This is a genomic window from Frankia casuarinae, from assembly GCF_000013345.1.
Taxonomy (GTDB): Bacteria; Actinomycetota; Actinomycetes; order Frankiales; family Frankiaceae; genus Frankia; species Frankia casuarinae.
Genome location: NC_007777.1, coordinates 5,146,244 through 5,171,727, shown reverse-complemented (window position 1 = coordinate 5,171,727; position 25,484 = coordinate 5,146,244). Strand labels below are relative to the sequence as shown.

The following is a 25,484-nucleotide window of genomic DNA, read 5'->3' as shown; positions in this document are numbered from 1 at the left end:
ACGATAAGGTTAAAGTCGCAGGCTGGGAGGGCTCGCCTAGTGGCCGATGGCGGCGGTCTTGAAAACCGCTACGGGGAGTGATCCTCGTCGTGGGTTCGAATCCCACGCCCTCCGCTTTGCCAGGCTTTTTGTCGCCGGAGACAGCTGGCGACGATCAGCCTGGAACACCTGAAGATCCTTGTGGGCACGAAATGGGCACGCTGGGACGTGACCGGGGATCACAGCCACCGTCCCCGCTGCCTTCTGCCTCGCTGAGCGCAGCAGGTGGACATATAGCGTCCCTGTAATGGCTGTCGAGCGGGCCCGGCGGATGCGGGCCCGGCGGATGCGGGCCCGGCGGGAAATGTGGAGGGTGAGCGACGGTGTGGAGACCGTGAACCGTGACTGACCCTCCACGCTTCAGCCGCCTCACGAAGCGCACTTTGTGGGTGGGCGTGTAGGAGCGGGAATCTCTCTCCAGGAGAAGCTCGTCGCGCGGGGGCCGCAGTCGCCCGCAGGCCGAACCCTTCTGAGCGGGACTGGGCCTGCTTCGCGGGACTGGGCCTGGTCGACTCCGATCCGATGTACGGATCCTGCACCATCGGCCTCGGCGACAGGCAGGAACTGCTCATCCGGTTCCGCACCGACGGGCACGTGGCCCGCGCAGCACCATCGGGCGACTCGGAATGGAGCGGCCGGTCTCGATGAAACTGATGCGTCAGGCGGAACTGTCGGCTCGCAACGCCAGTCCGAGCTGACTGATCCGGCGTCGCTCCCGCCACCCTCGCAGCAGTGCGCCGGCACTCACGCCCGGGATCCCCTCACCGCCGGCCCTGGCGATGGCGTCCGTCCTGCGTTCGACCATAGCCAGTCTAGTGATATTACTGTGTGTCAGTAGTTATTTTTTGCCTGTCCGGCGATGTTCCAGGTGTCGCTCGGCCCGGCACGGTTGTTTCCGGCGCGGGTTCCTGCCGGCGGTCGGCCTTCGCCGATGACGACCCGTCCGGGCGGAACGCTCTGGTTCGCGAGCTCCGGAAGCGTTGCCGCAGGACAATCACCCTGAACACTCGACAGCCGGTTGCGTGACGCTTGTGCAGGTCTGCGACAGGATGGCCGGGTGCCTCCCCGTCGGTCGACATCCCCTCGCGCGATCCCGGCCGCCATCACCCCACCTCGGCGTCCACGCGCGGTTTCCGTCACACTCCGTTCCCCAGATGAACAAGCCATCCAGCAGGCGTTGCCGATCCAGGTCTCTCGTCGCCGGCAGCCCGACAAGACAGCGCATATCCCGGTCACGGCCAGTTGTGCCGGCTGCGAAGAGCGGTGGACCGATCCGGCCACGACCCATTGCGGGTCCTGCCACCAGTCCTGGCCGACGGTGCAGGGCTTCGATGAGCATCTGGTTGATTGCCCGGCTCATCCGGTGATCGCGACTCGTCGGGTCAAGCGGGAGCGTGAGCCGTCGGGCGCCAACGTGGCCTAAGTCCGTCCTCCCCCGTGACCGCGGTCTTCCTCCGCATGCGGCCGGTTTCCGCCGGACGTCTTGGTCACGGGCGATCGGCGGCCGGTAGGCGGCCGAGGTGTTTTCGAGCCGCCGTCCCGGCCGAGCCCGGATCATGACGGTGAGGCCCGGCACCGAAGGTCGGAACCACTCGGCGATTCCGTGCAACGGACCGGTGAGGCGGGCGAGAAACTGCTACGTTCCAGCGCTGGAGTACCCGTGAACGCCGCCGCACCGTGTCGATCATCCGGCCGGGAGTCCGTCCGTGCCGTGCGTCATCGGATCGCGGATCGCGGATCGCGGATCGCGGATCGCGGGCTGAGGACGGAGGAACGGATGACGGTCTGCGGATTGGTCCGGCTGGACGGGGCGGAGGTCCGGCGGGCGTCCCTGACCGCCATGCTGGCCTCATCGTCGTTTGGGCTGCCCGCCGCACGCGGTGTCCACCTCGACAGAGCATTCGGGGCGGTGACCGCCGCGGACCTGCGGGCGGACCCGACTCCGCCGATCGCGGTCGACGACGCGGGGCTCGTGGTGATCGCGGATCGTCCACCTCGCCGTCCCGAGGGAAACGAGACGGCCCGGATGCTGGCGGCCGCCTACCGCAGCGGCGGCAAGTGGGCGTTGCTCCGGTCCACCACGCGGACGGTGACGATCGTCTGGGACCCGCGGCGCGCCCAGCTGGTCCTCGTGCGACCCGCCAGTACGGCCGACGAACTGATCACCTGGTCGGACGGGCGCCTGTTTGCCTTCGGTACCGAGGCTGACCAGGTGCTGTCCGCGGAGATACTCGCTCCGCCCTCCCGGTTGGCCCGGCTCCGGCGGCTCACCGCCGGTGAGGTCCTGACGATCGCCGTGCCCGCCCGTCTCCGCCGACCCGCACCGGCGGCGCTCCGCCTGGCCGGAGTCGACTCGGACGTGTCCTGAGGCGACGTCTCCCGGCGCTCTGCGCGTGCTGCGTGGACTGCGCGTGCTACGCGGGCTTCGCGGACTTCGTGGGCCCGGTGGCCGGGCCGACCGGAGCCGCGGCGGCGGACAGCTGGCTCTCCCGCACAAGGAACGTGACCCGCCGCTCGGCGAAGAACGACAGGAACGGGATGGTGCCGGCAAGCATGATCAGGATTGTCCGGGTCGAGGACAGCCGGCAACGGTTCGCCAGATCGAAGGAAGCGGCAAGGTACACCATGTACAGCACACCGTGGATCGGGCCGACGGCCGCGACGATCGTGTCGCTGCCGCCGATGTACTTCACCGGCATACCGATGCACACCAGCACGATTAGCCCTACGCCGACGATGTAGGCGATGGCCCGGTACCGCAGCAGGGACGCGCGAATCGCTGTCGCGGAGGCACGTCCTGTGGTGGCCGTACGGGTGGGGTCGGGCAATGCCGTCATCAGCGGGCTCCGTTGATGTGCTTGAGGGCGTCCCGAAGGGCGTCACGCTCGTACAGTGAGGCGAGATAGCGGTTGTAGGCGTCGAGTTCGTCGTCCTCGGCGGACTGCTCGGCGCCGCCGGTCGTCAGCATTTTGGGGCCCCTGTCGAGATCCGGTCGCCAGGGCGCCTCGGGGGCGATCCGGCCGTGGGCACCCCACCGCGGCCCGGTGGTGTCCTTGGGTGCCAGATCCTCCTTCATCATCTTCACCCACCAGTACACGACGAAGGCGGCGAAGACAGGCCACTCGACCCCGTAGAAGAGGTTTTGCAGCGATCCCTGCGGGGATTCGCCCTTCGTCAGCTGCCAGATGCCCATGCGGATGAAGAATGCGATCAAGAGGAGCGCGAGGAGATGACGCGCGATCCACGAGGGTGACAACAGCAGCCGACGCACGAGGTTGACGCTACCTCTCCCCGGCCGGTCGGCGTAGGGCGCGTGGCACCTTCCCGCGACCGGACTCACACTCGGACCGGACTCACACTCGGACCGGGGCGCCGGGTGGCGTGGGAGAGGTCGCGAGGGGCTGGCCGACCTTGGCCGGGCCGGCCAGCCCGCGTGCCGCCGTCGACGGCCGCTTGGCGACCCGTCCGCCGGGCTGGGGGGGTTAGCCGGGGAGCGAACGGGCCGAAACACCGCCGGACCTCCTGGCGCGGGGGGCCGGTATGGCGTTCATCTGTCAGTCGTCCGACGGAGGTTGATTGGTTGCCGTCGTTGTGAAGATTTTTCTTCCGCATGGTTGCCTGTGGTTCCGCATGGTCAAGTGCAGACCCCCGTAACCGGCGCAGACCCGCGCCGTCAGCGCAGGACTGCGGCCGCCAGCGTCCAACCCGATGTGCCCCCGCTGGAGATGGTGACCGACGTCGTGCCGATTCCGGCAGGCAGCCCGATGCTCACCACTCCATCGGCCGAGCCGTCGGCGATCGGTGAAGGCAGGGTCTGGGTGAAGGTCTGCGTGCCGCCGATGGAGGTGACGATGATCTGCACCCGCCCGGAACCGGATCCGAGGAGGACGTCCAGGGTGAGCGGAGACTGCGAGACGAAGACCGTCAGCCGGGCCGAGCCCTGCAGGGACAGCCGGTCGGTGTCATCCACACCGGTCGCGACCGGTGTGCCCTCCGTCCAGTCGAATCCCGAGGATGACGGCACGGACGTGCCCAGCAGGGTGCCGGTGTCGATCAGCGGCATCACGATGGCGGCCCGGTTCTGCACACCGTCCCACGAGCCCCCGAACAGCACCCAGTCGAGAGTGCCGGGGCCCGGAAGCCGTACCCGTGATCCACTGGGGAAGGGGGCGACGGTGCTGGTGTAGATCCCGCCGCCGAGGCCCGCGAACGTTCCGCCGGGCAGGGAGGATCTGCTGTCACCATGGTTCGCGGACGGTCCTGTGGACGGTCCCGCGGACGGTGACGGTGCGCCGCCGCCACCGCTCGCGGACCCCGGGTCCGCCGGGTCCGGGCCGGCGGACCTCCGTGCGGCGCTCGCATCGCTCGTCGCGTCCGGGACGGCGGCGCTGACCCCGGATGTTCCGGCGGGGCTCGACCTGGCCGGTTCCGGTGGAACCGCCGCAGTGGCCTGGGGCGACGTGACCGGCGTCCGTACGACCGGAGACGTCGTGACCAGCGTGGCGGACGGCCGCGGCTTTGCCGTGACGGTCGTTGTGGGCGGAGCCGGGGAGTTCGATCCCGACGGCCCCAGCAGGGCCAGGGCCGTCAGGGCCGTGATGCTCATGATGGCGAGTAGTGCCCCCGTGATCGTGCCGCGTCGGGCGACCGAGCGCCGCCGGGAACGGGGCCAGTGGTGGGACCGGGGGAGCCGGTCGGGGCTGGTGGACCGGCTGGATCGGCGCCGTCGGCTCGATGGGGTCTTCGCGACGGTACGGCCCAGGCGGTGCTGCCGGGTGATGATCCGCCCATCCCCGGTCCGGGTGCCGGAGCCGATCGAACCAAGCGGTCTGAGTGGTCCGTTAGCGCTGAGTGGACCGCTCGGGCCGACAGGTCCGATCGGGCCGAGGGGGCGGATGATCGTGCTGCTCAGGGGAGCATCGACCGCCGCCGCGACACGTCCGCGGATGCGATCGGAGTCGGGGTGGTGCCGGCCCATCTCGGCGCTCAGCATGCCGCGGAGTCGGTCGGGGAACGGAAGCTCCCCCAGGCCGCCGCCATGACCGTCGCCGCCGCGGAACTCGCCGACGCGATCGGCTGACCCTCGACCATCCGCGCTCGGGCTGCTGGTTTCGCGGTCGCCTGTTCCGTGGTCGCTGATCACGCGGTCACCCGTCTCCGGAGTGGAGGGACGGCAATCGGCCGGAGGCTCGCCGCGCCGCGCTGCCGCGCCACCCTGCGCATCATGATCGAGCTCCTGGAACCCCGGGCGCCTTCTGCGTCATCTATGCCTCGCCGACTCGCTGCTGCCACCAGGGCCATAGCTTGACGCGGCCGAGGCGGGCGAACGCCGACGGGCTCGGACCCGCCGGTTTGCCGGACTGACCACTGCCCCGCCGCCGTCCCAGGCGACCCGAGCCCGACCGGGAGCCATTCATCCGGGAACTGCCCGATCGGGATGTGGCGCCGCGTGATGTGCCCGGCCGACCGGACGATACCTGTGGCCTCGCCACCTCCGCGGCACCGGCCGGCGGCAGCTCGGTGTTCTGGAGAATCCGCTCCAGTTCGGCGACTCCCTTGGCGGTCTGGCTCTTCACCGTGCCGACAGAGATACCCAGCGTGCGAGCCGTCTCGATCTCCGACAGGTCGAAGGCGTAGCGGAGCACGACACAGGCACGTTTGCCTGGCGGCAGTGTCATCAGCGCGGAGCGCAGATCCATGACCGCGGGGAGATCGGGTATCCGCGCCGACTGGTCGGCTCGCTGACCAAGGAAGAGCAGCCCGCGTCGCTCGCGGACGACCTTCCGGACCCGGTCGGCCGCCAGGTTGGCGACGATCCGCCGGACATACGCCAGTGGAAGGTCCGCGGAGCGGACCCGGTCCCAGGCGGACCAGGCGGCCGTCAGGGCGTCCGCGGTGATGTCGTCCGCGACGTCGTGATCGCCGGTCAGGAGATACGCAAACCGGCTCAGCTCGCGGTGATGTCTCTCGAAGAAGGCATGAAACTCCGCCTGGGTATGGGGATGTTCGGGCTCGTCGTCGGCCGCGACCGCTTCCACTGGCACGCTCCCCGGGCCCGTCGAGGCCGGCGCGTCCGCGGCGCCGGCCGGACAGCCGATGCTGTGGTCGTCTGTCACTGGTTGCAGAGAACCATGAGTTCAGGGCGATATGCATATGACGGTAGCGACTCGATCGGGTATGCGTCGTGGTACCTGGATGCCGAGTGGGGCGGTCACTGTTAATACGCTCGAAGCAGTGGCTTTACCCTCGGTCCGATGATGTCGGGCTGGCCACACATGGTGATGGTCCTGGCGCGCGTTGACATCGGCCACGGGGGCAAACCCGTCTCGGACCGGCCGAGGCAGCCACATTATAGGACATAGGGGCATAGGACTTGACGGCATAGGATCGGAGATGCGAGCCGATGAACCGAGATCCGGACGGGACAGCCGCGATGACGGGGCGGCGCACGGATGCGCGACGCCGGTCCAGCGGGGTGACCGGCGACCAGGCCGCGGCGAGGGACGAGCCGCCGACATGGGATGCTAGGACGATGTTTCCGCCGCGACGCCCGCCGGGTACGGCGAAATCTATGTCTGCCCTGTCTGGTCCGGCTGCCCTGTCCGCCCGGTCTGGTCTGTTTACCCGGTCTGGTCTGGTTGCCCCGTCTGTCGTGATGCCCGAGGCCGTCCGTCCCCATCGCCCGAGTCCCCCGCCCCCGCTCGATCCGGACACCCCGATCCCGGATGATCCCGGCCCGCTCCTGCCCGACGCTCCTGACCTGCCGCCGGCTCCGCACGAGCCCTCCCCGTACACCGAGCCGGTTCCCGGCGCACCCCAACCGGAGCCCGAGCCGGTCTGAGGCCCGAGCCGGCGTCCGTCCACCCCACCGGAACATCCGTACGGCCGCGGCATGAACATGCCCGCACGCCGGATGATGCCGCGGCATCGCGTGCCGAGGAGCCGTAGCGTGTGACGGATGCATGCTGTGACGGTGAAAGCGCCCGGTGGGCCCGAGGTCATGACGTGGTCGACGGTGGCGGACCCTCCTGCCCCGGGGCCGGGCGAGGTTACCCTGGAGGTGGTCGCGACGGCGGTGAACCGCGCGGACCTGCTCCAGCGGCAAGGTTTCTACCCGCCGCCGCCCGGTGCCTCTGAGATCATCGGGATGGAGTGCTCCGGGCGGGTGGCGGTTCTCGGCGCCGGCGTGGACCGGGTTGAGGTCGGGGCCGAGGTGTGCGCGCTGCTCAGTGGGGGCGGCTACGCGAGTCGGGTGAACGTGCCGGTCGGCCAGGTGCTGCCGGTCCCGGCCGGGGTCGACCTCATCACGGCGGCCGCTCTGCCCGAGGTCGCCTGCACGGTGTACTCCACGGTGTTCGGCATCGCCGGTCTGCGTGACCGCGAGGTCTTCCTCGTGCACGGCGGGGCGTCCGGCATCGGGACCTTCGCGCTCCAGGCGGTCCGCGCGCTGCGTCCGAACGCGCTGGTCGCGACCACCGCCGGCACCGCGGCCAAACTGGCCAGGGTGCGGGAGCTCGGCGCCCACATCGCGGTCTCCTACCGTGACGACGACTTCGTCGCCAGGATCCGCGAGGCCACCGACGGCCATGGGGCGGACGTCATCCTCGACAACATGGGTGCGGCGTATCTCGCCCGCAACGTCGCCGTGCTGGCCGTGGGAGGCCGTCTGGTCGTCATCGGCCTGCAGGGCGGGGTGAAAGGGGAGCTCAACCTCGGCGCCCTGCTCACCAAGCGGGCGGCGGTCCACGCCGCGTCGCTGCGCGGGCGGCCGGTCGAGGAGAAGGCCGACATCGTGACCGGTGTCCGCGGCGACTTCTGGCCGGCGATCGAGGCGGGGGCGATCCGGCCGGTCATCGATCGGGTGCTGTCGATCACCGAGGTCGCGCGGGCGCACCAGCATGTGGCTGATTTCGGACATGTCGGAAAGGTGGTACTCACGATCCCGGAATGACCCTCGATGGGTGACACCCGGCGTGACCGTGGAGGCGAAGCCAGTGCCGTGGGAGGCGGATCACGGGGCAGGATAGGGGGCATGACGGATCAACCGGAACCCCGCGTCGTGGTCGTCGGGCCTGACGGCGCGCTGCACGAGACCGCGGACTCGGGGGTACCCGACCGGCCGGTGCGGCCGCTGGCCCCGGACGGTGGCCAGGCGCCGCAGGCCGCGGAGGAGCTGGACGGCGGCAACCCCATCGCCGCGCTGGTCTCCCAGCCCGACAAGGTGATGCGCATCGGTACCATGATCAAACAGCTGCTCGAGGAGGTCCGGGCCGCCCCGCTGGACGACGCGAGCCGAGTCCGGCTGCGCGAGATCCACCGCAGTTCCATCCAGGAGCTCTCCGACGGGCTTGCCCCGGACCTGCGCTCGGAACTCGATCGGCTGTCGCTGCCGTTCGACGAGGAGCGCACGCCGTCGGACGCCGAGCTGCGAATCGCCCAGGCACAACTGGTCGGCTGGCTCGAGGGTCTGTTCCACGGCCTGCAGACCGCGCTGTTCGCCCAACAGATGGCCGCCAAGGCTCAACTCGAGGAGATGCGCCGACGGGCCCTGCCGAGCGGGCAGCAGCCCGGCAGCGAGACGTTCGGCCGCGGGGCCTACCTCTGACTGACCCGTTTTTCATTGACCCGTCCCCGAATCGACCCGTCCCCGAATCGACCCGCGATGGTGAACCGGGAGCCATGGCTGCTCGCGGTTCACCATCGATGGTTCGATGCCCCCGGCCCGGCCGGCGGTCAGTTCGCCGGGCTGACCGAGGACATGTTGAAGTCGGGGATCCGTACCGCGGGCATGCGGGTGAGCGTGAACCAGTCCGCCCATTCCCGCGCCATGGTGCGGGTGGTGGCGCCGATCTCGGCCAGGCGGCCGAGCAGGTCGACCGGTGACTCGTTGAAGCGGAAGTTGTTGACGGCCCCGGTGACCTCACCGTTCTCCACCAGGTAGACCCCGTCCCGGGTGAGGCCGGTGAGCAGGAGCACCTCGGGATCGACTTCGCGGATATACCACAGGCTGGTGAGCAGGAGCCCGCGTTTCGTCGAGGCGATCATCTCCTGCAACGACGCGGAGCCTCCGCCGTCCAGGATCAGATTGTCGATCATCGGGGTGGTCGGGACCCCGGTGGCACGGGCGGACGCACGGGTCTCCACGAGGGCGGCGAGGGTGCCATCCGAGATCCAGTCGGTGGGCCTCAGCGCCAGTCCGTTGTCGAAGACGCTGGACATCGACGAGGAGGACTGCGCGGTCACGAAGGTGGTCGTCGCGAGTTCCGGGTCGTGCGGATCGCTGGCCAGCCGCAGTCCCGCCGGTCCGATCGCCTCGCCGAGACGCGTGCCGCCGCCGGCCCGGCTGAAGACCGTCCGGCCCTCGGCCGCGTCCCGACCGGCAGCCGTCCAGTACATGTAGATCATCAAATCCGCCACCGCGGAGGGCGGCAGCAGCGTCTCGTACCGGCCGGCCGGCAGTTCCAGCGACCGTTCGCACCAGGCCAGCCGGTCGCGCAGCGCCGCGTCGGTACCCGCGACGTCGACGTCGGTGAAGTCACGGGTCGACTGGCCGTGCCAGACCGAGCCGCCGGGAACGCCGCTCTTGGCGTTCCACTCCACGCTGCCGGTCGGCTGGCTGTACCGCAGCCGCAGCCCCGTCGACGTCCCGAGCCACGTGGTGGTCAGATTGTGCTCGGCGAAGCCGAACAACCGCCGCCCGCCCGCCCGCGCCGCGGCGAACGCCTCCGCGAGGTCCCGGGCGAAGGAGGCGAACACCGTGGTGCTGGTCCGGGCGGCCGGATCGGTGAAGGCCTCGGCCGCGTCACCCGCCGACCCCGCACCCGCCGACCCCGCACCCGCGCCGACGTCCGTCGTGTCCAGCCCGAGCAGGTCCGTGTAGTCCTCGGCATCCTCGGCGTCCCGGGCCGCGTCCTCGGCGGCGCGGACGAGTTCCGCGAGGCCGTCGGCATCGGTGGGATGCGGCAGGTCGGTGGGACGCGCGGTGGGGTGGCCGCCGGAACCGGGGGAGTCGATGGTGGAGGCCGTCCGCACCCCGAACGAGCGGCCGATGACGCTGATGACGGTGATCGACCGATCCCGGCTGGCGCCGTTGGTCGTCAACGTGTTGTTGGCCCAGCGCAGGTTCACCGCGCTGGACTCGGTGGCGATCACTACGCAGCCGTCCGCCTTCGACAGGCCCAGGGCGCGTTCGACGATCTCATGGGCGGTCTCGCGCACCGTGCTTCCTCCGTCGGCTGAGGCTGGTTGCGGTCCGGCCGGCCGGCTCATCGACCGGCCTCTCGGCGAGCATTGAGAATGTTGGTGGCGCGGAACAGAGCCGACGGGCAGCCGTGGCTGACGGCCGCGACCTGGCCGGGTTGGCCCTTGCCGCAGTTGAACGCACCGCCCAGCACGTAGGTCTCGGGGCCTCCCACGGCCTCCAGGGATCCCCAGAAGTCGGTCGTCGTCGCCTGGTAGGCGACGTCGCGGAGCTGGCCGACGATGCGACCAGCGCGGATCTCGTAAAACCGCTGGCCGGTGAACTGGAAGTTGTACCGCTGCATGTCGATCGACCAGCTCTTGTCCCCGACGACGTAGATGCCGCGGTCGACCCGGCTGATCAGCTCCTCGGTCGACGGGCCGCCGGGCGCCGGGAGCAGGGAGACGTTCGCCATCCGCTGGATCGGCACATGGGCGGGGGAGTCGGCGAACGCGCAGCCATTGGAGCGGTCGCCCCCGAGCACGGCGGCATTGCGGGCCGCCATCGCCCGGTCGAGCTGATAGCCGACGAACTGGCCGTCGCGGACGATGTCGAACCGGCGGGTCTGCACGCCCTCGTCGTCGTAGCCGATGGTCGCGAGCCCGTGCAGGGCGGTGCGGTCCCCGGTGACGGTCATCGCCGGGGAGCCGTACCGCAGCGTGCCCAGCTGGTCGAGGGTGACGAAGGAGGTACCGGCGTAGGCGGCCTCGTAGCCGAGCGCCCGGTCGAGCTCGGTGGCGTGCCCGATCGACTCGTGGATCGTCAGCCACAGGTTCGACGGGTCGATGACCAGGTCGTACGGCCCTGGTTCGACTGAGGAGGCCCTGGACTTCTCGGCGAGCAGACCCGGGATCAGATCGATCTCGCTCTCCCAGTCCCAGCAGCCGGCCGCGGGGCCCGCCACCAGCCACTCCCAGCCTCGACCGACGGGCGGGGCGATCGTGCGCATCGACTCGAAGCCGCCCGCGGGATCGACCCGGGTCGCCTCGATCTGGCAGATCACCCGCACCCGTTGCTGTGTCGTCGTGGTCCCGGTCAGGTCGGCGTAGTACTTGTTCTCCATCACCGCGCTGAACCGGCCGTCGACATGGTCGACATCGTGCGCCGCGAACAGCGTCCGACACAGGCCGCCGACCCGTTCGACCCGGTCCCGGGCGTCGACCGCGAACGGATCGGTCGCGTAGGCCGAGACCCAGACCGCGTCGGTGTGGGTCGGTTCCGCGGCGAGTTCGACTGGTTCGGAGTTGAGCGGGGCGGCGACTCGGGCCATCTCGACGGCTTCGCGGGCCAGCCGCGCCGCCTCGTCCGTCGTCAGGTCGACGCCGGCGGCGAAACCCCAGGTGCCGCCGTGCACCACCCGGACAGCCAAGCCCAGCGTCGCGCCTTCATGGCGACTTTCCAGCGAGGCGTCGCGGAACGACAGCGAGGAGTCCTTGAGCCGTTCGACGCGGATGTCGGCGTGCGTCGCGCCGAGATCACGTGCGGTCTGCAGAGCCGCGTCGGCGAGTGCGGTGCGCGGCAGCGCGAGGAACTCGCCGTCGATCTCGTGAGCCGGCAGCCCGGATGAGGCCGAGTCCTGGACGAGGGGTGCCATGTCCCTATCCTGGCCCGTCTGTGCGACGGGTGTCGGGGCGGCATGCCCGGGTGTCGGGGCGGCATGCGGACGCTGTGCATGCGGACGCTGTGCATGCGGACGCGCTGGGAGCGCGAGACCGGGAGGCGATGCGTGTCCGGATCCGGCCGGGCAGGTATCAACGCGGCGGTCCACCGGGAATCCCCGTCGTCGACCGGGAACCGTCCGGAGGGTATTCGTGGAGAGTATCCGGCCCGGTATGCGGCCCGATCGTGATCGGGACGGACCGGAATGCCCAGGAAGATCATCGTGGTTATGGGAAAAGCCGCTCCAGGACGATCGCGACCCCGTCCTCATCATTCGACACGGTGATCTCGTCGGCGGCGGCCAGTACTTCGGGATGGGCATTCGCGACGGCGACCGCGTATCCGGCCCAGGCGAACATCGGTAGATCGTTCGGCATATCTCCGAACGCGATGACGTCGGCGGCGACCACCCCCCGCCCGGCGGCGAGTTCAGCCAGTGCCACCGCCTTCGACACCCCCGGCCCCGCGATCTCGAGAAGGTCCGCGCTGGAGGTTGTGACGACGGCGTCCACCCCGGCGAGTTCGACGATGGCGTCGTACACTTCCGTGAACGGAGCGCCCCCCCGCCGGACAAGCAGTTTCGTCGCCGGCAGGACGCCCAGCAGCTCCGAGAACTCCGCGACGATCTCCTTGGGATCCGGCCACATCGCCTCGAAGGCGGGTTCCCGGCCGAAGCGCACGCCGCTCTCGACCGCGAACACCGCGTCGGGAACCGCGGCGCGGATCGCCGCCGCCAGCCGCAGGGCCGTGGCCGATTCCAGACAGCGCTGGCTGACCGGCTCGCCGGAGTCGAGATCGAAGACCAGCGCGCCGTTCGCGCAGATCGCGAGCCCGGAGACCTCGGTCTGGGCGACGACGCCGGCCATCACCCGACTGGGTCGTCCCGTCACGAACACCACGGTCGCCCCGGCGCGTTCCACCCGGCGCAACGCCCCGCGGGTGCGTTCGGACACCGTGCCGTCGCTGCGGATCAGCGTCCCGTCCAGGTCGGTGGCGACGATCGCGGGCGGAAGCACAGTCATCAAGTCAACCAGCAACATGGCGGCCGGTGCAGGGACTCCGGTGCAGGGACTCCGTCGCATCGGCTTGCCGGCTGGCCGCGGAGCGCGTGTCTGTGGTCGTCGTGTGCCGCTCCGCACCGCGGGCCCGCGGCGCGGAGGTTGTCCGCCCGGTGACGGGTAGCATGCCGAGCATGCTCCCTGCCGATCGGTCCGCCGTGCCATCCGTCGGCGCATCCGATTCGTCGAATGTATCCAACCTGAAAACATTCGACGAACTCTTCGTCGAGCTTGCCGAGAAATGGCGGCGTCGGACACCCGGCTCGGGAACTGTCGCCGCGCTCGATCAGGGCGTCCACCATCTGGGCAAGAAACTGGTCGAGGAGGCCGCTGAAGCGTGGATGGCGGCCGAGCACGAAGGCCGGGGAAGGGCCGCCGAGGAGATCTCCCAGTTGCTCTACTGGAGTCAGCTGCTGATGATTTCTCTAGGCCTTTCGCTGGACGACGTATACTCCCATCTGTGATCGATGTCCTGCCCTTTCTCGTAGACGCTGAGTAGTGATGATGCTTCGTATCGCGGTTCCGAACAAGGGGGCGTTGTCGGCCGCCTCCGGTCAGTTGCTCTCCGATGCCGGCTACCTCGCGCGGCGCGAGGGGAGCGAGCTGGTGATCGCCGACGTCGAGAACGACATCGAGTTCTTCTTCCTGCGCCCTCGGGATATCGCTGTCTACGTCGGGTCGGGTCGTCTCGATCTTGGCATCACCGGGCGTGATCTCCTCCTCGACAGCAGTGCCGCCGCCGAGGAGCTCGTTCCGCTTGGATACGGGTTCGCCACGTTTCGTTACGCCTCTCCGGAGGGGACGCTCGCGGACATCACGGAGCTCGCCGGCAAGCGGATCGCGACGTCGTTCCCCGCGCTGGTCCGAGCCGACCTTGCCGGCCGGGGGGTCACCCCGGGTGACATCGTGACTCTGGATGGTGCGGTCGAGACGGCGGTGCGGCTCGGTGTCGCGGACGCGGTCGCCGACGTGGTCGAGACCGGCCGTACGCTCAAGGCCGCGGGTCTGGAGCTGCTCGGCGAGCCGGTCCTGCGCTCGGAGGCCATCGTGATCGCCAAGAGAGGCGCGGACCTGTCCCCTTCGCATGAGCGTCTGCTGCGCCGGATCCAGGGGGTTCTGGTCGCCCGGCGGTACGTGATGATGGACTACGACGTTCCGACGGCCGTGCTCGACAAGGCATGCGAGATCACGCCGGGCTACGAGTCCCCGACGATCTCTCCGTTGCAGCGCGAGGACTGGGTCGCGGTGCGGGCGATGGTGCTGCGCGCCGAGGTCAACCGCATGATGGACGACCTCTGGGAGCTGGGTGCCCGGGGCATCCTCGTCTCCGGGATTCAGGCCTGCCGCCTGTAATCCCTGCCACCCGGAGCTACCTGTGCAGGATGAGCGACATGCCCTCGTTGCGGGTAGCGGTGCTGAGGAACTGGCCACGCACCGCGGATGTCACCGTGGTGGCCCCGGGCTTGCGCACACCGCGCATCGACATGCACAGGTGCTCCGCCTCGATGACGACCATCACTCCGCGCGGGTCGAGCACCTCGACGAGGGCGTCCGCGATCTGCGAGGTCAGCCGTTCCTGGACCTGCGGACGACGGGAGTAGAGGTCGACCAGCCGGGCAAGCTTCGACAGGCCCGTGATCTGGCCCTTGCTGTTGGGGATGTAGGCGACGTGCGCCTTGCCGGAGAACACGACCAGATGATGTTCGCACAGCGATGAGAAATCGATGTCGCGGACCAGCACCATCTCGTCGTGACCCTCATCGAAGACGGTGGTCAGGACCTCGGAGGGATCCCGGCCAAGACCCTCGACGGCTTCCCGGTACGCCCGCGCGACCCGGTCCGGGGTCTTGCGAAGACCCTCGCGGTCCGGGTCCTCGCCGATCCCGATCAGTAGCTCACGAACCGCGCGTGCGACTCGGTCGTGGTCGAAGGGACGGACCTGCCGCGGCCTGCCATTGCCCGGCGCCAGGGTTGACGCAGCCGGTCCGTCGCCGTCGGGGTCCGGGATGCCGAAACCGTCCATTCCTGGGGCCTCCGCCGCGGGAGATGATTCACTTCGTCGTTCGCCCGCGGCAGTGGACGCCTCGTCGGAATAAGACGTCAACGGCGTCTCCTCTCGTCGTCGCTCGGCCAGCTTGGCGGGGCCCACGGGTTGGCGATCCTCGGCCCGTCATGGGCCGGACCCTCGCCTCCGGGGGGCGCCGGCGTGCCCTGGCCCTGGGGATAACCGTGCCCCCCGGGGCTGCCATTCCCACCCGGACCACCGACATCCGTGCCGTGCGGTACGCCCCCGCCCGGACCGGACGGGTCGACCCCGGGGCCCGAGCCCGCTGGTGCCCCCGGCACGCCGGCGGGCTGACCGTGACCGCCGGCCCTGTTGCCCCCGGTTCCGTTGCCGCCCGGTCCGCGTCCGGCGGCACCATTACCGTGGCCCGGGTCGTTCACCAGGTCGGCGACATCCGCCGTCAGCAGGCCGAGCTCGGCCGGGGTCTGCACCGGTGGCCGGTCGGAGGGGACGCGACGCCCCACCCCGGTGTAGATGCCACGCACGGGGCGTTTCTGGACCGTCGCGAAGACCTCGGCGACCTCGTCCTTGCTCAGCGTCTCGGTGTCCATCAGCCGCAACACGAGGTTGTCCAGTACGTCCCGGTAGGTCACCAGGATCTCCCAGGCCTCGTCGTGTGCGGCCTCGATCAGCCGGCGCACCTCGATGTCGATCTCACTGGCGACCTCTTCGGAGTAGTCGCGTTGGTGGCCGACCTCCTTGCCGAGGAAGACCTCGCTGTTCTCGGTGCCGAACTTGATCGCGCCGAGCTTGTCGCTCATCCCGTACTGGGTGATCATTGCTCGCGAGATCTGGGTGGCCTTCTCGATGTCGTCGCTCGCCCCCGTGGTCGGGTCGTGGAACACCAGCTCCTCGGCGGTGCGCCCGCCGAGCAGGACGGCGAGGCGGTCGAGCATCTCCGAGCGGGTCGAGAGGTACTTGTCCTCCAGGGGAAGCTGCATCGTGTACCCGAGCGCGCGCCCCCGGGGCAGGATGGTCACCTTGTGCACCGGGTCGGAGTTGGGCAGCGCGTGCGCCACGAGGGCGTGGCCGCCCTCGTGGTAAGCGATGCGCTTCTTCTCCTTGTCGCTCATCGCGCGGGTCTTGCGCTCCGGTCCCGCCATCACGCGGTCGATGGACTCCTCGAGCAGCGCCGACGAGATGAATTTCAGGTTGGAGCGGGCGGCCAGCAGGGCTGCCTCGTTCAGTACGTTGGCCAGATCGGCACCGGTGAACCCGGGGGTCCGCCGGGCGATGACCATCATGTCGGCGTCCGGGCCGATCGGCTTGCCCTTGGCGTGCACCCGCAGGATGGCCTCGCGGCCGAGCAGGTCCGGCCGATCCACGACGATCTGCCGGTCGAAGCGGCCGGGCCGCAGCAGGGCCGGGTCGAGGATGTCGGGCCGGTTCGTCGCGGCGATGAGGATGACCCCGCCCTTGACGTCGAACCCGTCCATCTCGACCAGGAGCTGGTTGAGCGTCTGCTCCCGCTCGTCGTGGCCACCGCCGAGTCCCGCTCCGCGGTGGCGGCCCACGGCGTCGATCTCGTCAACGAAGATGATGGCGGGCGCGTTGGCCTTGGCCTGTTCGAACAGGTCGCGAACCCGGCTGGCGCCGACACCGACGAACATCTCGACGAAGTCGGAACCCGAGATGGAGTAGAAGGGCACCCCGGCCTCACCCGCGACGGCCCGGGCCAGCAGCGTCTTGCCGGTTCCCGGCGGGCCGTAGAGCAGGACCCCCTTGGGAATCTTGGCTCCGATCGCCTGGAACTTGCCCGGGTTTTCGAGGAACTCCTTGATCTCCTCGAGCTCCTCGATGGCCTCGTCCGCACCGGCCACGTCGGCGAACGTCGTCTTCGGCGTGTCCTTGCTCACCAGCTTCGCCTTGGACTTGCCGAAGTTCATGACCCGGTTACCGCCGCCCTGCATCTGGTTCATGAAAAAGAACAGCAGAAGGACGACCAGCAGTACGGGCAGCAGGTTCAGCAGGAGCGAGACCAGGATGTTTCCACGGTCGACCGAGACGTCGTAGGCGACCCGCTTGTTGCGGAGCTCGTTCGCCAGGACGACACCCTGTTCGGTGACATAGGACGACTCGAACTTCTGGCCGTCCTTCGTCTGGATCTGGATGAGCTGCTTCGAATCCTGGATCTTGGCCTTCGCCACCTGGCCTTCGTCGATCTGCTGCTGGACGAAGTTCAGGTCTCGCTTGCCGTACTCACTGGGACCCGAGAGGACGCCCGTCGTGAGAATGATCACGAACAGGACCAGGAGCAGCAGTGGCACCCAGCCGCGGAAGATTCTTCTTGGAGTCATCTGTCTGGAGCACCGGACACGAGCGCTCCACCCTCCTGACGTGTGTGCTGCCCTCGATCGGGATTCCCTTGTGCCGAGGGTACCGCCGGTGCGCGCATCTCACCGCGCGTACATCCGACCAACGGATCGGCGGCCCGCGCTGTTCCGATCGTGGCGGTCTGATGGTGTTCGGTGTTTCGCTCGTGGCGGATGCGGTGACCGAGGGCGTATCCGAGCGGGCGGAAGGCCAGCGGGCTCAGGCCGGGGCGCCCCTCTCGATCGCCGCGGGCGTGAGGGTCCCGACAAACGGCAGGGTTCGATAGTACTCCGAGTAGTCAAGGCCGTACCCGACGACGAACGCGCCGGGAAGATCGAAGCCGACATATCGGACATCCACATCCACGGTGACAGCCTCGGGCTTACGGAAGAGCGCCAGGACCTCAAGCGAGGCGGGGCCGCGTGAGCGCAGGTTCTTCAGCAGCCAGGACAGGGTCAGCCCGGAGTCGATGATGTCCTCGACCACCAGGACGTCCCGGCCCTCGATCGACCGGTCCAGATCCTTGAGGATGCGCACCACCCCAGACGAGGAGGTTGACGACCCGTACGAGGAGACCGCCATGAACTCCATGGTCAGCGGGACCGTCAGCGCGCGGGACAGGTCCGCCATGACCATGACGGCGCCCTTGAGCACGCCCACGAGCAGGATCTCCCGGCCGGCGTAGTCGGCGTCCACCCTGGCCGCGAGCTCAACGATCTTCGCGGCGATCTCGTCCGAGCTGACCAGGACCTCGGCGATGTCGGGATGCGGGCTGTGCCGGGGGCCGTCATGGGCGCCTCCGGTGTCGGGGGTCGTCGTCGCGGTCTGACTCACCTGGTCGTCCTCCTTGATGTGTGGCGCGGTGACGGCATCCGACCGTCGGGCGGCATCCGACCGTCGGGCGGCGGGGCCGGCTGGCGGCGGTGGAGGAACCACCGGCCCGGTCAGCGTGACCCTGTTCTCCCATCGCCGGGCAAGCACGCCGGTGGGAAGCGGTACCGGCTTCTGCCCGCGCCACCGCGTCACCAGCTCCTCCACCGCCCAGATGTGCTCCGCGCGCAGCGCGGAGGCCGACGCTCCGACGTCGATGGCCGCCCGGCGCAGCAGCCGACCGCGGACCGCCGCGGTGAGCCCGGCCAGCGCGGCGACGTCGAAGGCGACCTCGCCGGTGCACGGCCGGCCACGAGCCCTGACGACCTTGCCGTAGACCTCGGCGGCCATGGCGTCCAAGGCGTCCGCGTCGGCCCGCAGCAGATCGGCACTGCGCGCCAGCGACTCGGCGATGCCCGGGCCGAGCTCCGTCTCCATCACTGGCAGGACCGTGTGACGCACCCGGGACCGGGTGAACGCTGGGTCCCGGTTCGTCGGGTCATCCCACACCTCGAGCCCCTCGGCGAGGCAAGCGGCCCTGGTGTCCGCGCGGCGGATCCCGAGCAGTGGCCGGCTAAGCAGGCCGTCGTCAGCCGACATCCCCCCGAGGGAGCGGGCGCCCGCGCCCCGCGCGAGCCTCAGCAGCACCGTCTCGGCCTGGTCGTCCAGCGTGTGGCCGAGAAGCACCGCCCGGGCGCCGAGCCGGTCGGCGGCCGCCGCGATCGCGGCCCGCCGTGCCTGTCGGGCGATCCCCTCGGAGCGAGCGGTGTGCTCGGTCAGGACCTCCACCGGATCCAGGCCGAGGGCCCGACCCTGGCGGGCGACGCGCTCCGCCCGTTCGGTCGAGCCGGTGTCCCAGCCATGATCGACCGTGACCATGCCGGCCCGCAGGGCGCGGCGGGGGGCGACGAACGCGAGGGCCGCGGCGAGCGCCAGGGAGTCCGGGCCGCCGGAGCAGGCGACCAGCACTAGTCCGCCGGGTGGCAGGTCGGTGACCGCGCGGCGAACCGCCAGCCTGACTGCCGCGACCGCGGGAGTGGGAGATCTCGACGAGAGAACCGTGCGCGGAGCCGGATCGCCCGGTCGGACGTCGCCGGCATGGCCGGTGTGGTCCTCACCGGCGATCGGTGGGGTCACAGCGTCGGCCGGAAGGCGGATGTGGAACAGCCCGGGGAGTCGGCGGCCCCGACGACCCCCGCGGCCCCGACGACCATGGTGCTCACGCCGAGATCGGCGGGCGGCTGCCCAGGACCCGTTGCATCCAGGCGGTGGGATCGACCAGCTCGGCGCGGGTCGGCAGCGCCGCCGGTGACTCCCAGACGGTGTTGAAACCCGTCACCCCGGCCTGCGCGACCACCGCACGCACGAACGCCCCGCCCTGGCGGTACTGCTGCAGCTTGAGATCGAGACCGAGGAGCCGGCGGACGAACCGGTCGATCGGCGATCCCCCGCCGCGGCGACCCTCGAACTTCGTCCGGATGTCGGCGACGGTGGGTACGATCTTCGGCCCCACCGCGTCCATCACCTGGTCGGCGTGGCCCTCCAACAACGTCATGATGGCCTGGAGGCGGTCGAGAACCGCTCGCTGGGCCGGGGTCTGCAGCGCCTCCACGACGCTCGGGCTGTCGGCCTCCCGGTCGAACACCGCCCCGCGCAGCGCGCTCATCGCCGAGCGGACGCGGTCCGCGAGGACGTCCGGATCGAGGTCCGTGGCCTCAATGAACGCGGTGATCTCGGACTCCAGGTGGGTCCGCAGCCACGGCACGGCGGTGAACTGACTGCGATGGGTCTGCTCGTGCAGGCATACCCACATCCGGAAGTCTCGCGGCACGACCCCCATGGCCGCCTCGGCGTGCGCGATGTTCGGCGCGACCAGGCTGAGGCGCCCGACCGACCCCGGCACGTCGGGCGGACCCGGATCGTCCCTCCCGGCCTGGTACTCCTCCGGCGGGAGGAAGACCTCGTACTGGCCCAGCACCTTGCCGGCCAGATAGGCCAAGGCTGTGCCGATCTGGACCCCGGTGACCCGCCGACCGACCGCCGCGGCGAGGTTGCCGCGCTGCTGTTCGGACAGTTTGCCCAGCAACGGGGAGGTCAGCACCCGCAGACCGGCGACGTTGGAGCGGACCCACTCCAGCCGGTCCACCACGGTGATGGGGGTGGCCGGCCCGGCGGGAGTGAGCCGGGTGTAGTCCTCGACGTGCCGCTCGGCCTCGACGGCCAGTCGCCGCAGCTCCGAGACGACCTCGCCGGCCTGCTCCCGCGAGATCTGCGGGCCGGGGCGAACCAGTTTCCTCGCCGTCGTCACGGCGAGTTCCCAGTCGACCAGCTCGGCGTCCACGAATCCGAGCGTACCGGGCTCGCCCGTCGTCTGGGTCCGATCATGAACCGTGCCGAGAACGGGATGGGACGCGCCGGGGCGCCGACGGTCCTGCTCAGGTCGGTGGGCGCGATGCTGCCGGTGGGCGCGATGCTGCCGGTGGGATCGCCACGGTCGTCGACCGGGCCGGGGTGCATCCGCAGCCGGTGAGCGCCGCGGCTGCCCGGTCGAGGGCGGCCTTGGTGCTGCCCGCCTCCTCGGCGGGCGAGAGGAACGCGAAGAGGAGCAGCCTGCCGTCCGCGTCGACGAGCTGGCCCGCGAGGCTGCTGACGTTGTGCAGAGTGCCGGTCTTCGCCCGGACGTCACCCGCTCCGATGGCGGTGTCGCCAGTGGTGTAGCGGTCACCTAGCGTACCGGAGAACCCGGCTACCGGCAGCCCCGTGAGAATGGTGCGCAGCGCCGGCCGACCGGGGAGGACGGCGGCGCGCAGGATGGCCACAAGGGTCATGGGCATGATCAGGTTTGCGATGGACAGGCCGCTCACGTCGGCCAGTGCCATCCCTGCGACGGGGAGGCCCGCCTCGGCGAGGACGTCCCTCACCGCGCGGGTGGCGCCGGTGAACGAGGCGGGCAGGCCCCTCCGATGGGCGACGAGCCGTCCCAGGCTCTCGGCGAGATCGTTGTCTGACTGGGTGAGCATGCGTTCGACCAAGACCCGCACCGGCGGGCTGTAGACCGCCGCGACCCGTTGTGCGGCCGGGTCCGCCGGGCCGGTGGCCACCGATCCGACGGATACTCCGGCGGTCATGAGCGCCGCGGCGAAGGCCGTGGTCGCGGCGGCGGCCGGGGTGGGGCTGCGCGGTCCGACGGCTTCCGGTGCCGACCGTCCGGCGTCGACCTCCAGCGCCGAGACCGGGGCGACGTCCCCGTCGGTCACGTAGTTGTCGCGCCATCCCGGTGCCCGGTCCGGACCGACGAACAGCCCTCCATCGCCGATCACCCGAGCCGCCGAGGTGATACCCGCGGCCCGGACCTGAGCGGCGAGATCGCTCAGCCGGGCCAGAGCCGGATAGCCGCCGGGCGCGGTGGAGGCGGTCAGGGTCGGATCTCCGCCGCCGACGAGCCACAGTGTTCCGCCTGATGTGCGGGCGTTCCCGCCCGCGGGCGGGCTGTAGACCACGGTGGTCCGCAGCCGGTCGTCGGGGAAGGTGGTCAACGCGGCCGTGGCGACCGCGGTTTTCAACGTGGAGGCCGGTGCCACGGGGATGCGGGACCGGACGTCGAGGAGCACCCGACCCGACTGTGCGTCTATGACGAAGGCCGCGGGCCGCGCCAGAACGGGATCACCCAGCGGGCCGGCGAGGCGGGCCGCCACCGCCGCGGGCTGCGGGATCGGCGCGGCCGAATCGAGACCGCCGAGCACCGCAGCGCCCGCGCGGTCGGACCCGCTGCCGGCGAGTTCCGCGGCTGATCCGGTGGTGGGACCGACGGACAGGGACCCGGCGAGCAGCGCGCCGGCCAGGGCGGTGAGCCCCCCTACCCGGGCGACCGGTGCGGCTGACGTCACTCACCGACACTACGCAACCAGCGGGCGGTCGGCGACGGCGCGGCGGGTGAACCCGGATCCGTCGCCGCCGGCCTGCCCGGCGGTGTCCCGCCGCGACGGGACACCGGGGGTGCGACGGGACACCGGAGGTGTCGTGTCGGCGGGCGGCACTGGTACGAAGAAGGCCCCACCGGGCGTGTCGCCGGTGCCCAGCATGGTTTCGGTGCCCGGGAGATCCGGCGGTGGAAACGTGGTGGTGCCGGTGCGGTTCGGGTGGGAGTGGTTCGGGTGGGAGGCGGCGTCCGCGACACTAGGTGCGCCGTCGTGGGTGTGACGCCTCGTTGTGGTCACTGGGGTGGGTGGCCCGCGCCCCGGGCGGAGCACGTCCACCGCCTGGCAGAGCACGACGTACGGCACGAGCACGACGTACTGCGCCACGAGCACGACGTACGGCACGAGCACGACGTACTGCGCCACGAGCACGGTACGGCTCGAACGAGCACCATGTGACAAACGGCGATCGCTCCGGTGCGGACCGGGCGAAGACGAAGGAGACAGGGAGCGGAGTGGACCTTGAGTTCGATGTGACCATCGAGATCCCCAAGGGGCAGCGCAACAAGTACGAGATGGATCACCACACCGGCCGTATCCGGCTTGACCGGATGCTGTTCACCTCCACCCACTACCCGTCGGACTACGGGTTCATCGAGGGAACCCTCGGGCGCGACGGTGATCCGCTGGACGCCCTCGTCCTGCTGGAGGAGCCGACGTTCCCGGGCTGCCTGGTGCGGTGCCGGACGATCGGCATGTTCGAGATGACCGACGAGAAGGGGCCGGACGACAAGGTTCTCTGCGTGCCGGTGGCCGACGTCCGGCAGGAGCACCTGCGGGATCTGCGGCACCTGCCGGAGTTCGACCGGTTGGAGATCCAGCACTTCTTCGAGGTCTACAAGGACCTCGAGCCCGGTAAGTCGGTGGAGGGCGCATCCTGGGTGGACCGCAAGGAGGCTGAGCGGGAGATCCTGGCGTCCATCAAGCGGCTGCGCGAGGCGGAGGCCGCGGAGGCGGACGGGCACGACCAGGAGGCCGAACCCAGGTCGGCCTGATCCCTCCGTCCGGCTTGTGGTATCCGTGACGACCTGTCCCACGTCCCAAGCGGGGTGGGACAGGTTCAGGAACCCACGGGATGGGCCCGGGGCGGGAGCCGGCCCGCCGCCGGGCCGGACGTGCCGGCTATGACGGTTACCTGGCGCGTAATGATCGTGCGAGCGGAATCGGGGAGTGAGCCGGAGGCGGGGATTGAACCCGCGACCTATCGCTTACGAGGCGATTGCTCTGCCACTGAGCTACTCCGGCGAACGGCCAGGACCGCACTGGCCCGGGTCGAGTATGCCAGATGCGTGGGCGGGCTCGACCCGGCGGTGGTTCGGTGGCTGTTCGCGGGCCGAGATGCCCGCCGTCGCCCCGGATCCCAGCCGTCCACGGTGATGCCACCAGTGGCGGGCACGGTCTGGAATGCCTCCGTCTCAGGCTGTCATGGCGAGGGATGTGCTATGTCGTCAAAATGGCCCTGAGTCGGCAAATTATCTTCTTTATGTCACATTTAGTTAGTTTTGGGTGCTGCAACACCGTAAATCGCCACCCCCGGTCGCAGTGGTTCCGATGAGGATGCGTAGGGTTTCGCACCATGACCGGGGCCGGAGACGCTGCACCAGCAGCGACGACGCGAGGAGCCTCGCTCCTCGTCGCTGAGGACGATGAGGCATCTCGCATAGCACTTGCGCGCAGCCTGGAGAGATTCGGTTATCGGGTGCTGGAGGCCGCGGACGGCGAGGCCGCTCTTCGGCTCTTCCAGACCACCGAGATCGATCTGGTGGTGCTGGATGTCGCGATGCCCAGGATGGACGGCTTCGCCGTCCTGAGCCGCCTCCGCCAGACCAGCGAGGTTCCGGTGATCATGCTCACCGGGCGGGCCGAGGAGGTCGACCGGGTGGTCGGCCTCGAGTTGGGCGCGGACGACTACGTCGTGAAGCCCTACTCGCTGCGAGAACTGGTGGCCAGGGTGCGCGCCCGGCTTCGCCGACGGCCGGCGGAACCGCCGCCGCAGCGCACCGGGGACGGCAGCGACCCGCTCGTCTACGGAGACGTCTCCATCGACCTGCGGGCCCGCGAGGTCGCCGTCGCCGGGGAGCGCATCGATCTGACCGCGCGCGAGTACGAGCTGCTGGCCTTCCTCGCCCGGCATCCTCGGCGGGTCTTCAGCCGGGAGGAACTCCTCGAGCAGGTGTGGGGCACGCGGTTCCAGGACCCCGCCACCGTCACCGAGCACGTCCGGCGGGTACGAACCAAGGTCGAGGGTCGTCCACCGCAGCGCCGGCTGGTCACGACCCTGCGCGGGATGGGCTACCGCTTCGACCCGTGACGTCCTTCCCGCAGGGCCGTCGTTTCCCCTCCTGTCGTCGTTTCCCCTCCTGTCGTCGTTTCCCCGCCGGCTGTAGAGGTGCTGCCCGGGGGGGAGCATCCCGCCAAGCCACCGGGGTGGGCGGTGTCGTGGACCCGCCGGGAGGCGCAGACATCCGCGCGGTCGCACGAGGTCCGGCCCCCGCCGTCGAGAACCACGACCACCTGCTGACGCGGAACATCGTGCCGCACGACCCGGCCCGCACCGTGTGGGGTCGTCGCCCGGTCTCCGACCGCGGGCACGGCTTCGGCGAACTCCTCGTAGAGGGGATGTTCGTAACGCAGGCAGCACATCAGCCGGCCGCATGCCCCGCTGATGCGCATCGGATTGAGGGCGAGGTTCTGCTCCTTGGCCATCCGCAGGCTCACCGGCTCAAAGTCGTTGAGAAAAGTGGCGCAGCACAGGTCGCGGCCGCAGGAACCGATCCCGCCCTGGACCCGGGCGCTGTCGCGGGCGGACAGTTGCCGCAGCTGGACCCGCGCCACCAGCGTCCGGTTGAGATCCCGCACCAGTTCACGGAAGTCGACGCGGCCTTCCGCGCTGAAGTAGACCGTGTAGCCGCCGGTGGCCATCACGTGGTCAACACCGACGATCTTCATCGGCAGGTCATGCTCACGGGCCAGGCGGCGGGCCGCGACACGCGCCCGGGCGCGTCGGCGCCGGGAGACCTGCTCGCGCTGGATGTCGGACGCGTCGGCCATCCCGACGAGCACCGGCAGGTCGCCGATGTCGTCGCTGACCCACTGGGGCGCCCACATGCAGGTGGCGACCTCGGGGCCCTCCTCGGTGGGGACGAGCACCCGGTCGCCGACCCGGGGGCTGCAGGAACCAGGATCGGCATAGTAGAGCTTGCCCCGTGGGGAGAACGCCACCGCGCACATCATCGGCATCCGACCGGTCACCTCCCTGCGCC

21 protein-coding genes and 2 tRNA genes are annotated in these 25,484 nt (G+C 70.1%); 8 read left to right on the top strand and 15 right to left on the bottom strand.

Going from position 1 to position 25,484, the window contains the following annotated elements; genetic code table 11:
• Nucleotides 1–25: 25 nt before the first annotated feature.
• Nucleotides 26–114, top strand: a tRNA-Ser gene (locus FRANCCI3_RS21895).
• 1,702 nt (nt 115–1,816) lie between these two features.
• Complete coding sequence (locus FRANCCI3_RS21890) at nt 1,817–2,407, top strand: hypothetical protein (RefSeq protein WP_023840742.1); 591 nt, start codon at nt 1,817–1,819, stop codon at nt 2,405–2,407.
• Nucleotides 2,408–2,453: 46 nt separating this feature from the next.
• On the opposite strand, the gene FRANCCI3_RS21885 is transcribed toward FRANCCI3_RS21890, so the two are convergent.
• The 4 genes from FRANCCI3_RS21885 to FRANCCI3_RS21870 all read right to left on the bottom strand — a co-directional run bounded on the left by FRANCCI3_RS21885 (nt 2,454) and on the right by FRANCCI3_RS21870 (nt 6,083).
• Entirely contained in the window at nt 2,454–2,876 is a 423-nt protein-coding gene (locus tag FRANCCI3_RS21885; protein ID WP_011438681.1) for a DUF3817 domain-containing protein, read from the bottom strand.
• Nucleotides 2,876–3,379 (bottom strand): hypothetical protein, encoded by a 504-nt coding sequence (locus FRANCCI3_RS21880; protein WP_232234822.1) that lies wholly within the window; start codon nt 3,377–3,379, stop codon nt 2,876–2,878. The genes FRANCCI3_RS21885 and FRANCCI3_RS21880 overlap by 1 nt, the downstream gene beginning before the upstream one ends.
• A 333-nt stretch (nt 3,380–3,712) precedes the next feature.
• The gene (locus FRANCCI3_RS21875) at nt 3,713–4,645 is read right to left on the bottom strand and encodes a hypothetical protein (RefSeq protein WP_023840741.1); all 933 of its coding nucleotides are present in this window, start codon (nt 4,643–4,645) and stop codon (nt 3,713–3,715) included.
• 658 nt (nt 4,646–5,303) lie between these two features.
• Nucleotides 5,304–6,083, bottom strand: coding sequence for a SigE family RNA polymerase sigma factor (locus FRANCCI3_RS21870; protein ID WP_235463006.1), 780 nt, complete (start codon nt 6,081–6,083; stop codon nt 5,304–5,306).
• Between the two features lie 914 nt (nt 6,084–6,997).
• Between FRANCCI3_RS21870 and FRANCCI3_RS21860 the strand changes: the two genes are divergently transcribed.
• Nucleotides 6,998–7,990: an NAD(P)H-quinone oxidoreductase gene (locus tag FRANCCI3_RS21860; RefSeq protein ID WP_082456674.1), complete on the top strand. Its 993-nt coding sequence runs from the start codon at nt 6,998–7,000 to the stop codon at nt 7,988–7,990.
• Nucleotides 7,991–8,071: 81 nt separating this feature from the next.
• Nucleotides 8,072–8,644, top strand: a complete 573-nt coding sequence (locus tag FRANCCI3_RS21855; RefSeq protein WP_011438675.1) for a bacterial proteasome activator family protein — start codon at nt 8,072–8,074, stop codon at nt 8,642–8,644.
• A 128-nt stretch (nt 8,645–8,772) separates the two neighbouring features.
• On the opposite strand, the gene FRANCCI3_RS21850 is transcribed toward FRANCCI3_RS21855, so the two are convergent.
• The 3 genes from FRANCCI3_RS21850 to FRANCCI3_RS21840 form a co-directional block, all read right to left on the bottom strand.
• The gene (locus FRANCCI3_RS21850) at nt 8,773–10,308 is read right to left on the bottom strand and encodes a metallopeptidase TldD-related protein (protein WP_011438674.1); all 1,536 of its coding nucleotides are present in this window, start codon (nt 10,306–10,308) and stop codon (nt 8,773–8,775) included.
• A complete protein-coding gene (locus FRANCCI3_RS21845) occupies nt 10,305–11,873 on the bottom strand; it encodes a TldD/PmbA family protein (protein ID WP_011438673.1) in 1,569 nt (522 codons plus the stop codon). The genes FRANCCI3_RS21850 and FRANCCI3_RS21845 overlap by 4 nt, the downstream gene beginning before the upstream one ends.
• 292 nt (nt 11,874–12,165) lie before the next feature.
• Complete coding sequence (locus FRANCCI3_RS21840; RefSeq protein ID WP_011438672.1) at nt 12,166–12,960, bottom strand: Cof-type HAD-IIB family hydrolase; 795 nt, start codon at nt 12,958–12,960, stop codon at nt 12,166–12,168.
• A 170-nt stretch (nt 12,961–13,130) separates the two neighbouring features.
• Between FRANCCI3_RS21840 and FRANCCI3_RS21835 the strand changes: the two genes are divergently transcribed.
• Both FRANCCI3_RS21835 and hisG read left to right on the top strand, forming a co-directional pair.
• Nucleotides 13,131–13,460 (top strand): phosphoribosyl-ATP diphosphatase, encoded by a 330-nt coding sequence (locus tag FRANCCI3_RS21835; RefSeq protein WP_241882770.1) that lies wholly within the window; start codon nt 13,131–13,133, stop codon nt 13,458–13,460.
• A gap of 40 nt (nt 13,461–13,500) precedes the next feature.
• Nucleotides 13,501–14,349, top strand: a complete 849-nt coding sequence (gene hisG / locus FRANCCI3_RS21830; protein WP_035729385.1) for an ATP phosphoribosyltransferase — start codon at nt 13,501–13,503, stop codon at nt 14,347–14,349.
• Nucleotides 14,350–14,365: 16 nt separating this feature from the next.
• Here the strand turns inward: hisG and folE are convergent, their stop codons facing one another.
• The 6 genes from folE to FRANCCI3_RS25445 all read right to left on the bottom strand — a co-directional run bounded on the left by folE (nt 14,366) and on the right by FRANCCI3_RS25445 (nt 22,593).
• On the bottom strand, nt 14,366–15,100 hold the full coding sequence (gene folE, locus FRANCCI3_RS21825) for a GTP cyclohydrolase I FolE (protein WP_035729386.1): 735 nt from the start codon (nt 15,098–15,100) through the stop codon (nt 14,366–14,368).
• Nucleotides 15,097–17,358, bottom strand: coding sequence for an ATP-dependent zinc metalloprotease FtsH (gene ftsH / locus FRANCCI3_RS21820; RefSeq protein WP_011438668.1), 2,262 nt, complete (start codon nt 17,356–17,358; stop codon nt 15,097–15,099). The genes folE and ftsH overlap by 4 nt, the downstream gene beginning before the upstream one ends.
• Before the next feature lie 235 nt (nt 17,359–17,593).
• The gene (hpt, locus tag FRANCCI3_RS21815) at nt 17,594–19,381 is read right to left on the bottom strand and encodes a hypoxanthine phosphoribosyltransferase (protein ID WP_011438667.1); all 1,788 of its coding nucleotides are present in this window, start codon (nt 19,379–19,381) and stop codon (nt 17,594–17,596) included.
• Nucleotides 19,382–19,463: 82 nt separating this feature from the next.
• Nucleotides 19,464–20,585, bottom strand: coding sequence for a zinc-dependent metalloprotease (locus FRANCCI3_RS21810; RefSeq protein WP_011438666.1), 1,122 nt, complete (start codon nt 20,583–20,585; stop codon nt 19,464–19,466).
• 94 nt (nt 20,586–20,679) lie between these two features.
• Nucleotides 20,680–22,131, bottom strand: a complete 1,452-nt coding sequence (gene dacB, locus FRANCCI3_RS21805) for a D-alanyl-D-alanine carboxypeptidase/D-alanyl-D-alanine endopeptidase (protein WP_011438665.1) — start codon at nt 22,129–22,131, stop codon at nt 20,680–20,682.
• A 9-nt stretch (nt 22,132–22,140) separates the two neighbouring features.
• Nucleotides 22,141–22,593, bottom strand: coding sequence for a hypothetical protein (locus tag FRANCCI3_RS25445; protein ID WP_023840733.1), 453 nt, complete (start codon nt 22,591–22,593; stop codon nt 22,141–22,143).
• Nucleotides 22,594–22,676: 83 nt separating this feature from the next.
• Between FRANCCI3_RS25445 and FRANCCI3_RS21795 the strand changes: the two genes are divergently transcribed.
• The gene (locus tag FRANCCI3_RS21795; RefSeq protein WP_011438664.1) at nt 22,677–23,216 is read left to right on the top strand and encodes an inorganic diphosphatase; all 540 of its coding nucleotides are present in this window, start codon (nt 22,677–22,679) and stop codon (nt 23,214–23,216) included.
• A gap of 178 nt (nt 23,217–23,394) precedes the next feature.
• Here the strand turns inward: FRANCCI3_RS21795 and FRANCCI3_RS21790 are convergent.
• Nucleotides 23,395–23,466 (bottom strand) — tRNA-Thr (locus FRANCCI3_RS21790).
• A gap of 331 nt (nt 23,467–23,797) precedes the next feature.
• Between FRANCCI3_RS21790 and FRANCCI3_RS21785 the strand changes: the two genes are divergently transcribed.
• Nucleotides 23,798–24,532, top strand: a complete 735-nt coding sequence (locus tag FRANCCI3_RS21785; RefSeq protein WP_011438663.1) for a response regulator transcription factor — start codon at nt 23,798–23,800, stop codon at nt 24,530–24,532.
• Here the strand turns inward: FRANCCI3_RS21785 and FRANCCI3_RS21780 are convergent.
• Nucleotides 24,514–25,461, bottom strand: coding sequence for a PSP1 domain-containing protein (locus FRANCCI3_RS21780; RefSeq protein WP_011438662.1), 948 nt, complete (start codon nt 25,459–25,461; stop codon nt 24,514–24,516). The genes FRANCCI3_RS21785 and FRANCCI3_RS21780 overlap by 19 nt on opposite strands.
• Nucleotides 25,462–25,484: the final 23 nt, after the last annotated feature.

Coding starts and splice junctions, on each gene's coding strand:
- FRANCCI3_RS21890 (WP_023840742.1), top strand. CDS start 1,817: ATGACGGTCTGCGGATTGGTCCGGCTGGACGGGGCGGAGGTCCGGCGG.
- FRANCCI3_RS21885 (WP_011438681.1), bottom strand. CDS start 2,876: ATGACGGCATTGCCCGACCCCACCCGTACGGCCACCACAGGACGTGCC.
- FRANCCI3_RS21875 (WP_023840741.1), bottom strand. CDS start 4,645: ATGAGCATCACGGCCCTGACGGCCCTGGCCCTGCTGGGGCCGTCGGGA.
- FRANCCI3_RS21860 (WP_082456674.1), top strand. CDS start 6,998: ATGCATGCTGTGACGGTGAAAGCGCCCGGTGGGCCCGAGGTCATGACG.
- FRANCCI3_RS21855 (WP_011438675.1), top strand. CDS start 8,072: ATGACGGATCAACCGGAACCCCGCGTCGTGGTCGTCGGGCCTGACGGC.
- FRANCCI3_RS21850 (WP_011438674.1), bottom strand. CDS start 10,308: ATGAGCCGGCCGGCCGGACCGCAACCAGCCTCAGCCGACGGAGGAAGC.
- FRANCCI3_RS21845 (WP_011438673.1), bottom strand. CDS start 11,873: ATGGCACCCCTCGTCCAGGACTCGGCCTCATCCGGGCTGCCGGCTCAC.
- FRANCCI3_RS21840 (WP_011438672.1), bottom strand. CDS start 12,960: ATGACTGTGCTTCCGCCCGCGATCGTCGCCACCGACCTGGACGGGACG.
- FRANCCI3_RS21835 (WP_241882770.1), top strand. CDS start 13,131: ATGCTCCCTGCCGATCGGTCCGCCGTGCCATCCGTCGGCGCATCCGAT.
- hisG (WP_035729385.1), top strand. CDS start 13,501: ATGCTTCGTATCGCGGTTCCGAACAAGGGGGCGTTGTCGGCCGCCTCC.
- ftsH (WP_011438668.1), bottom strand. CDS start 17,358: ATGACTCCAAGAAGAATCTTCCGCGGCTGGGTGCCACTGCTGCTCCTG.
- FRANCCI3_RS21785 (WP_011438663.1), top strand. CDS start 23,798: ATGACCGGGGCCGGAGACGCTGCACCAGCAGCGACGACGCGAGGAGCC.
- FRANCCI3_RS21780 (WP_011438662.1), bottom strand. CDS start 25,461: ATGCCGATGATGTGCGCGGTGGCGTTCTCCCCACGGGGCAAGCTCTAC.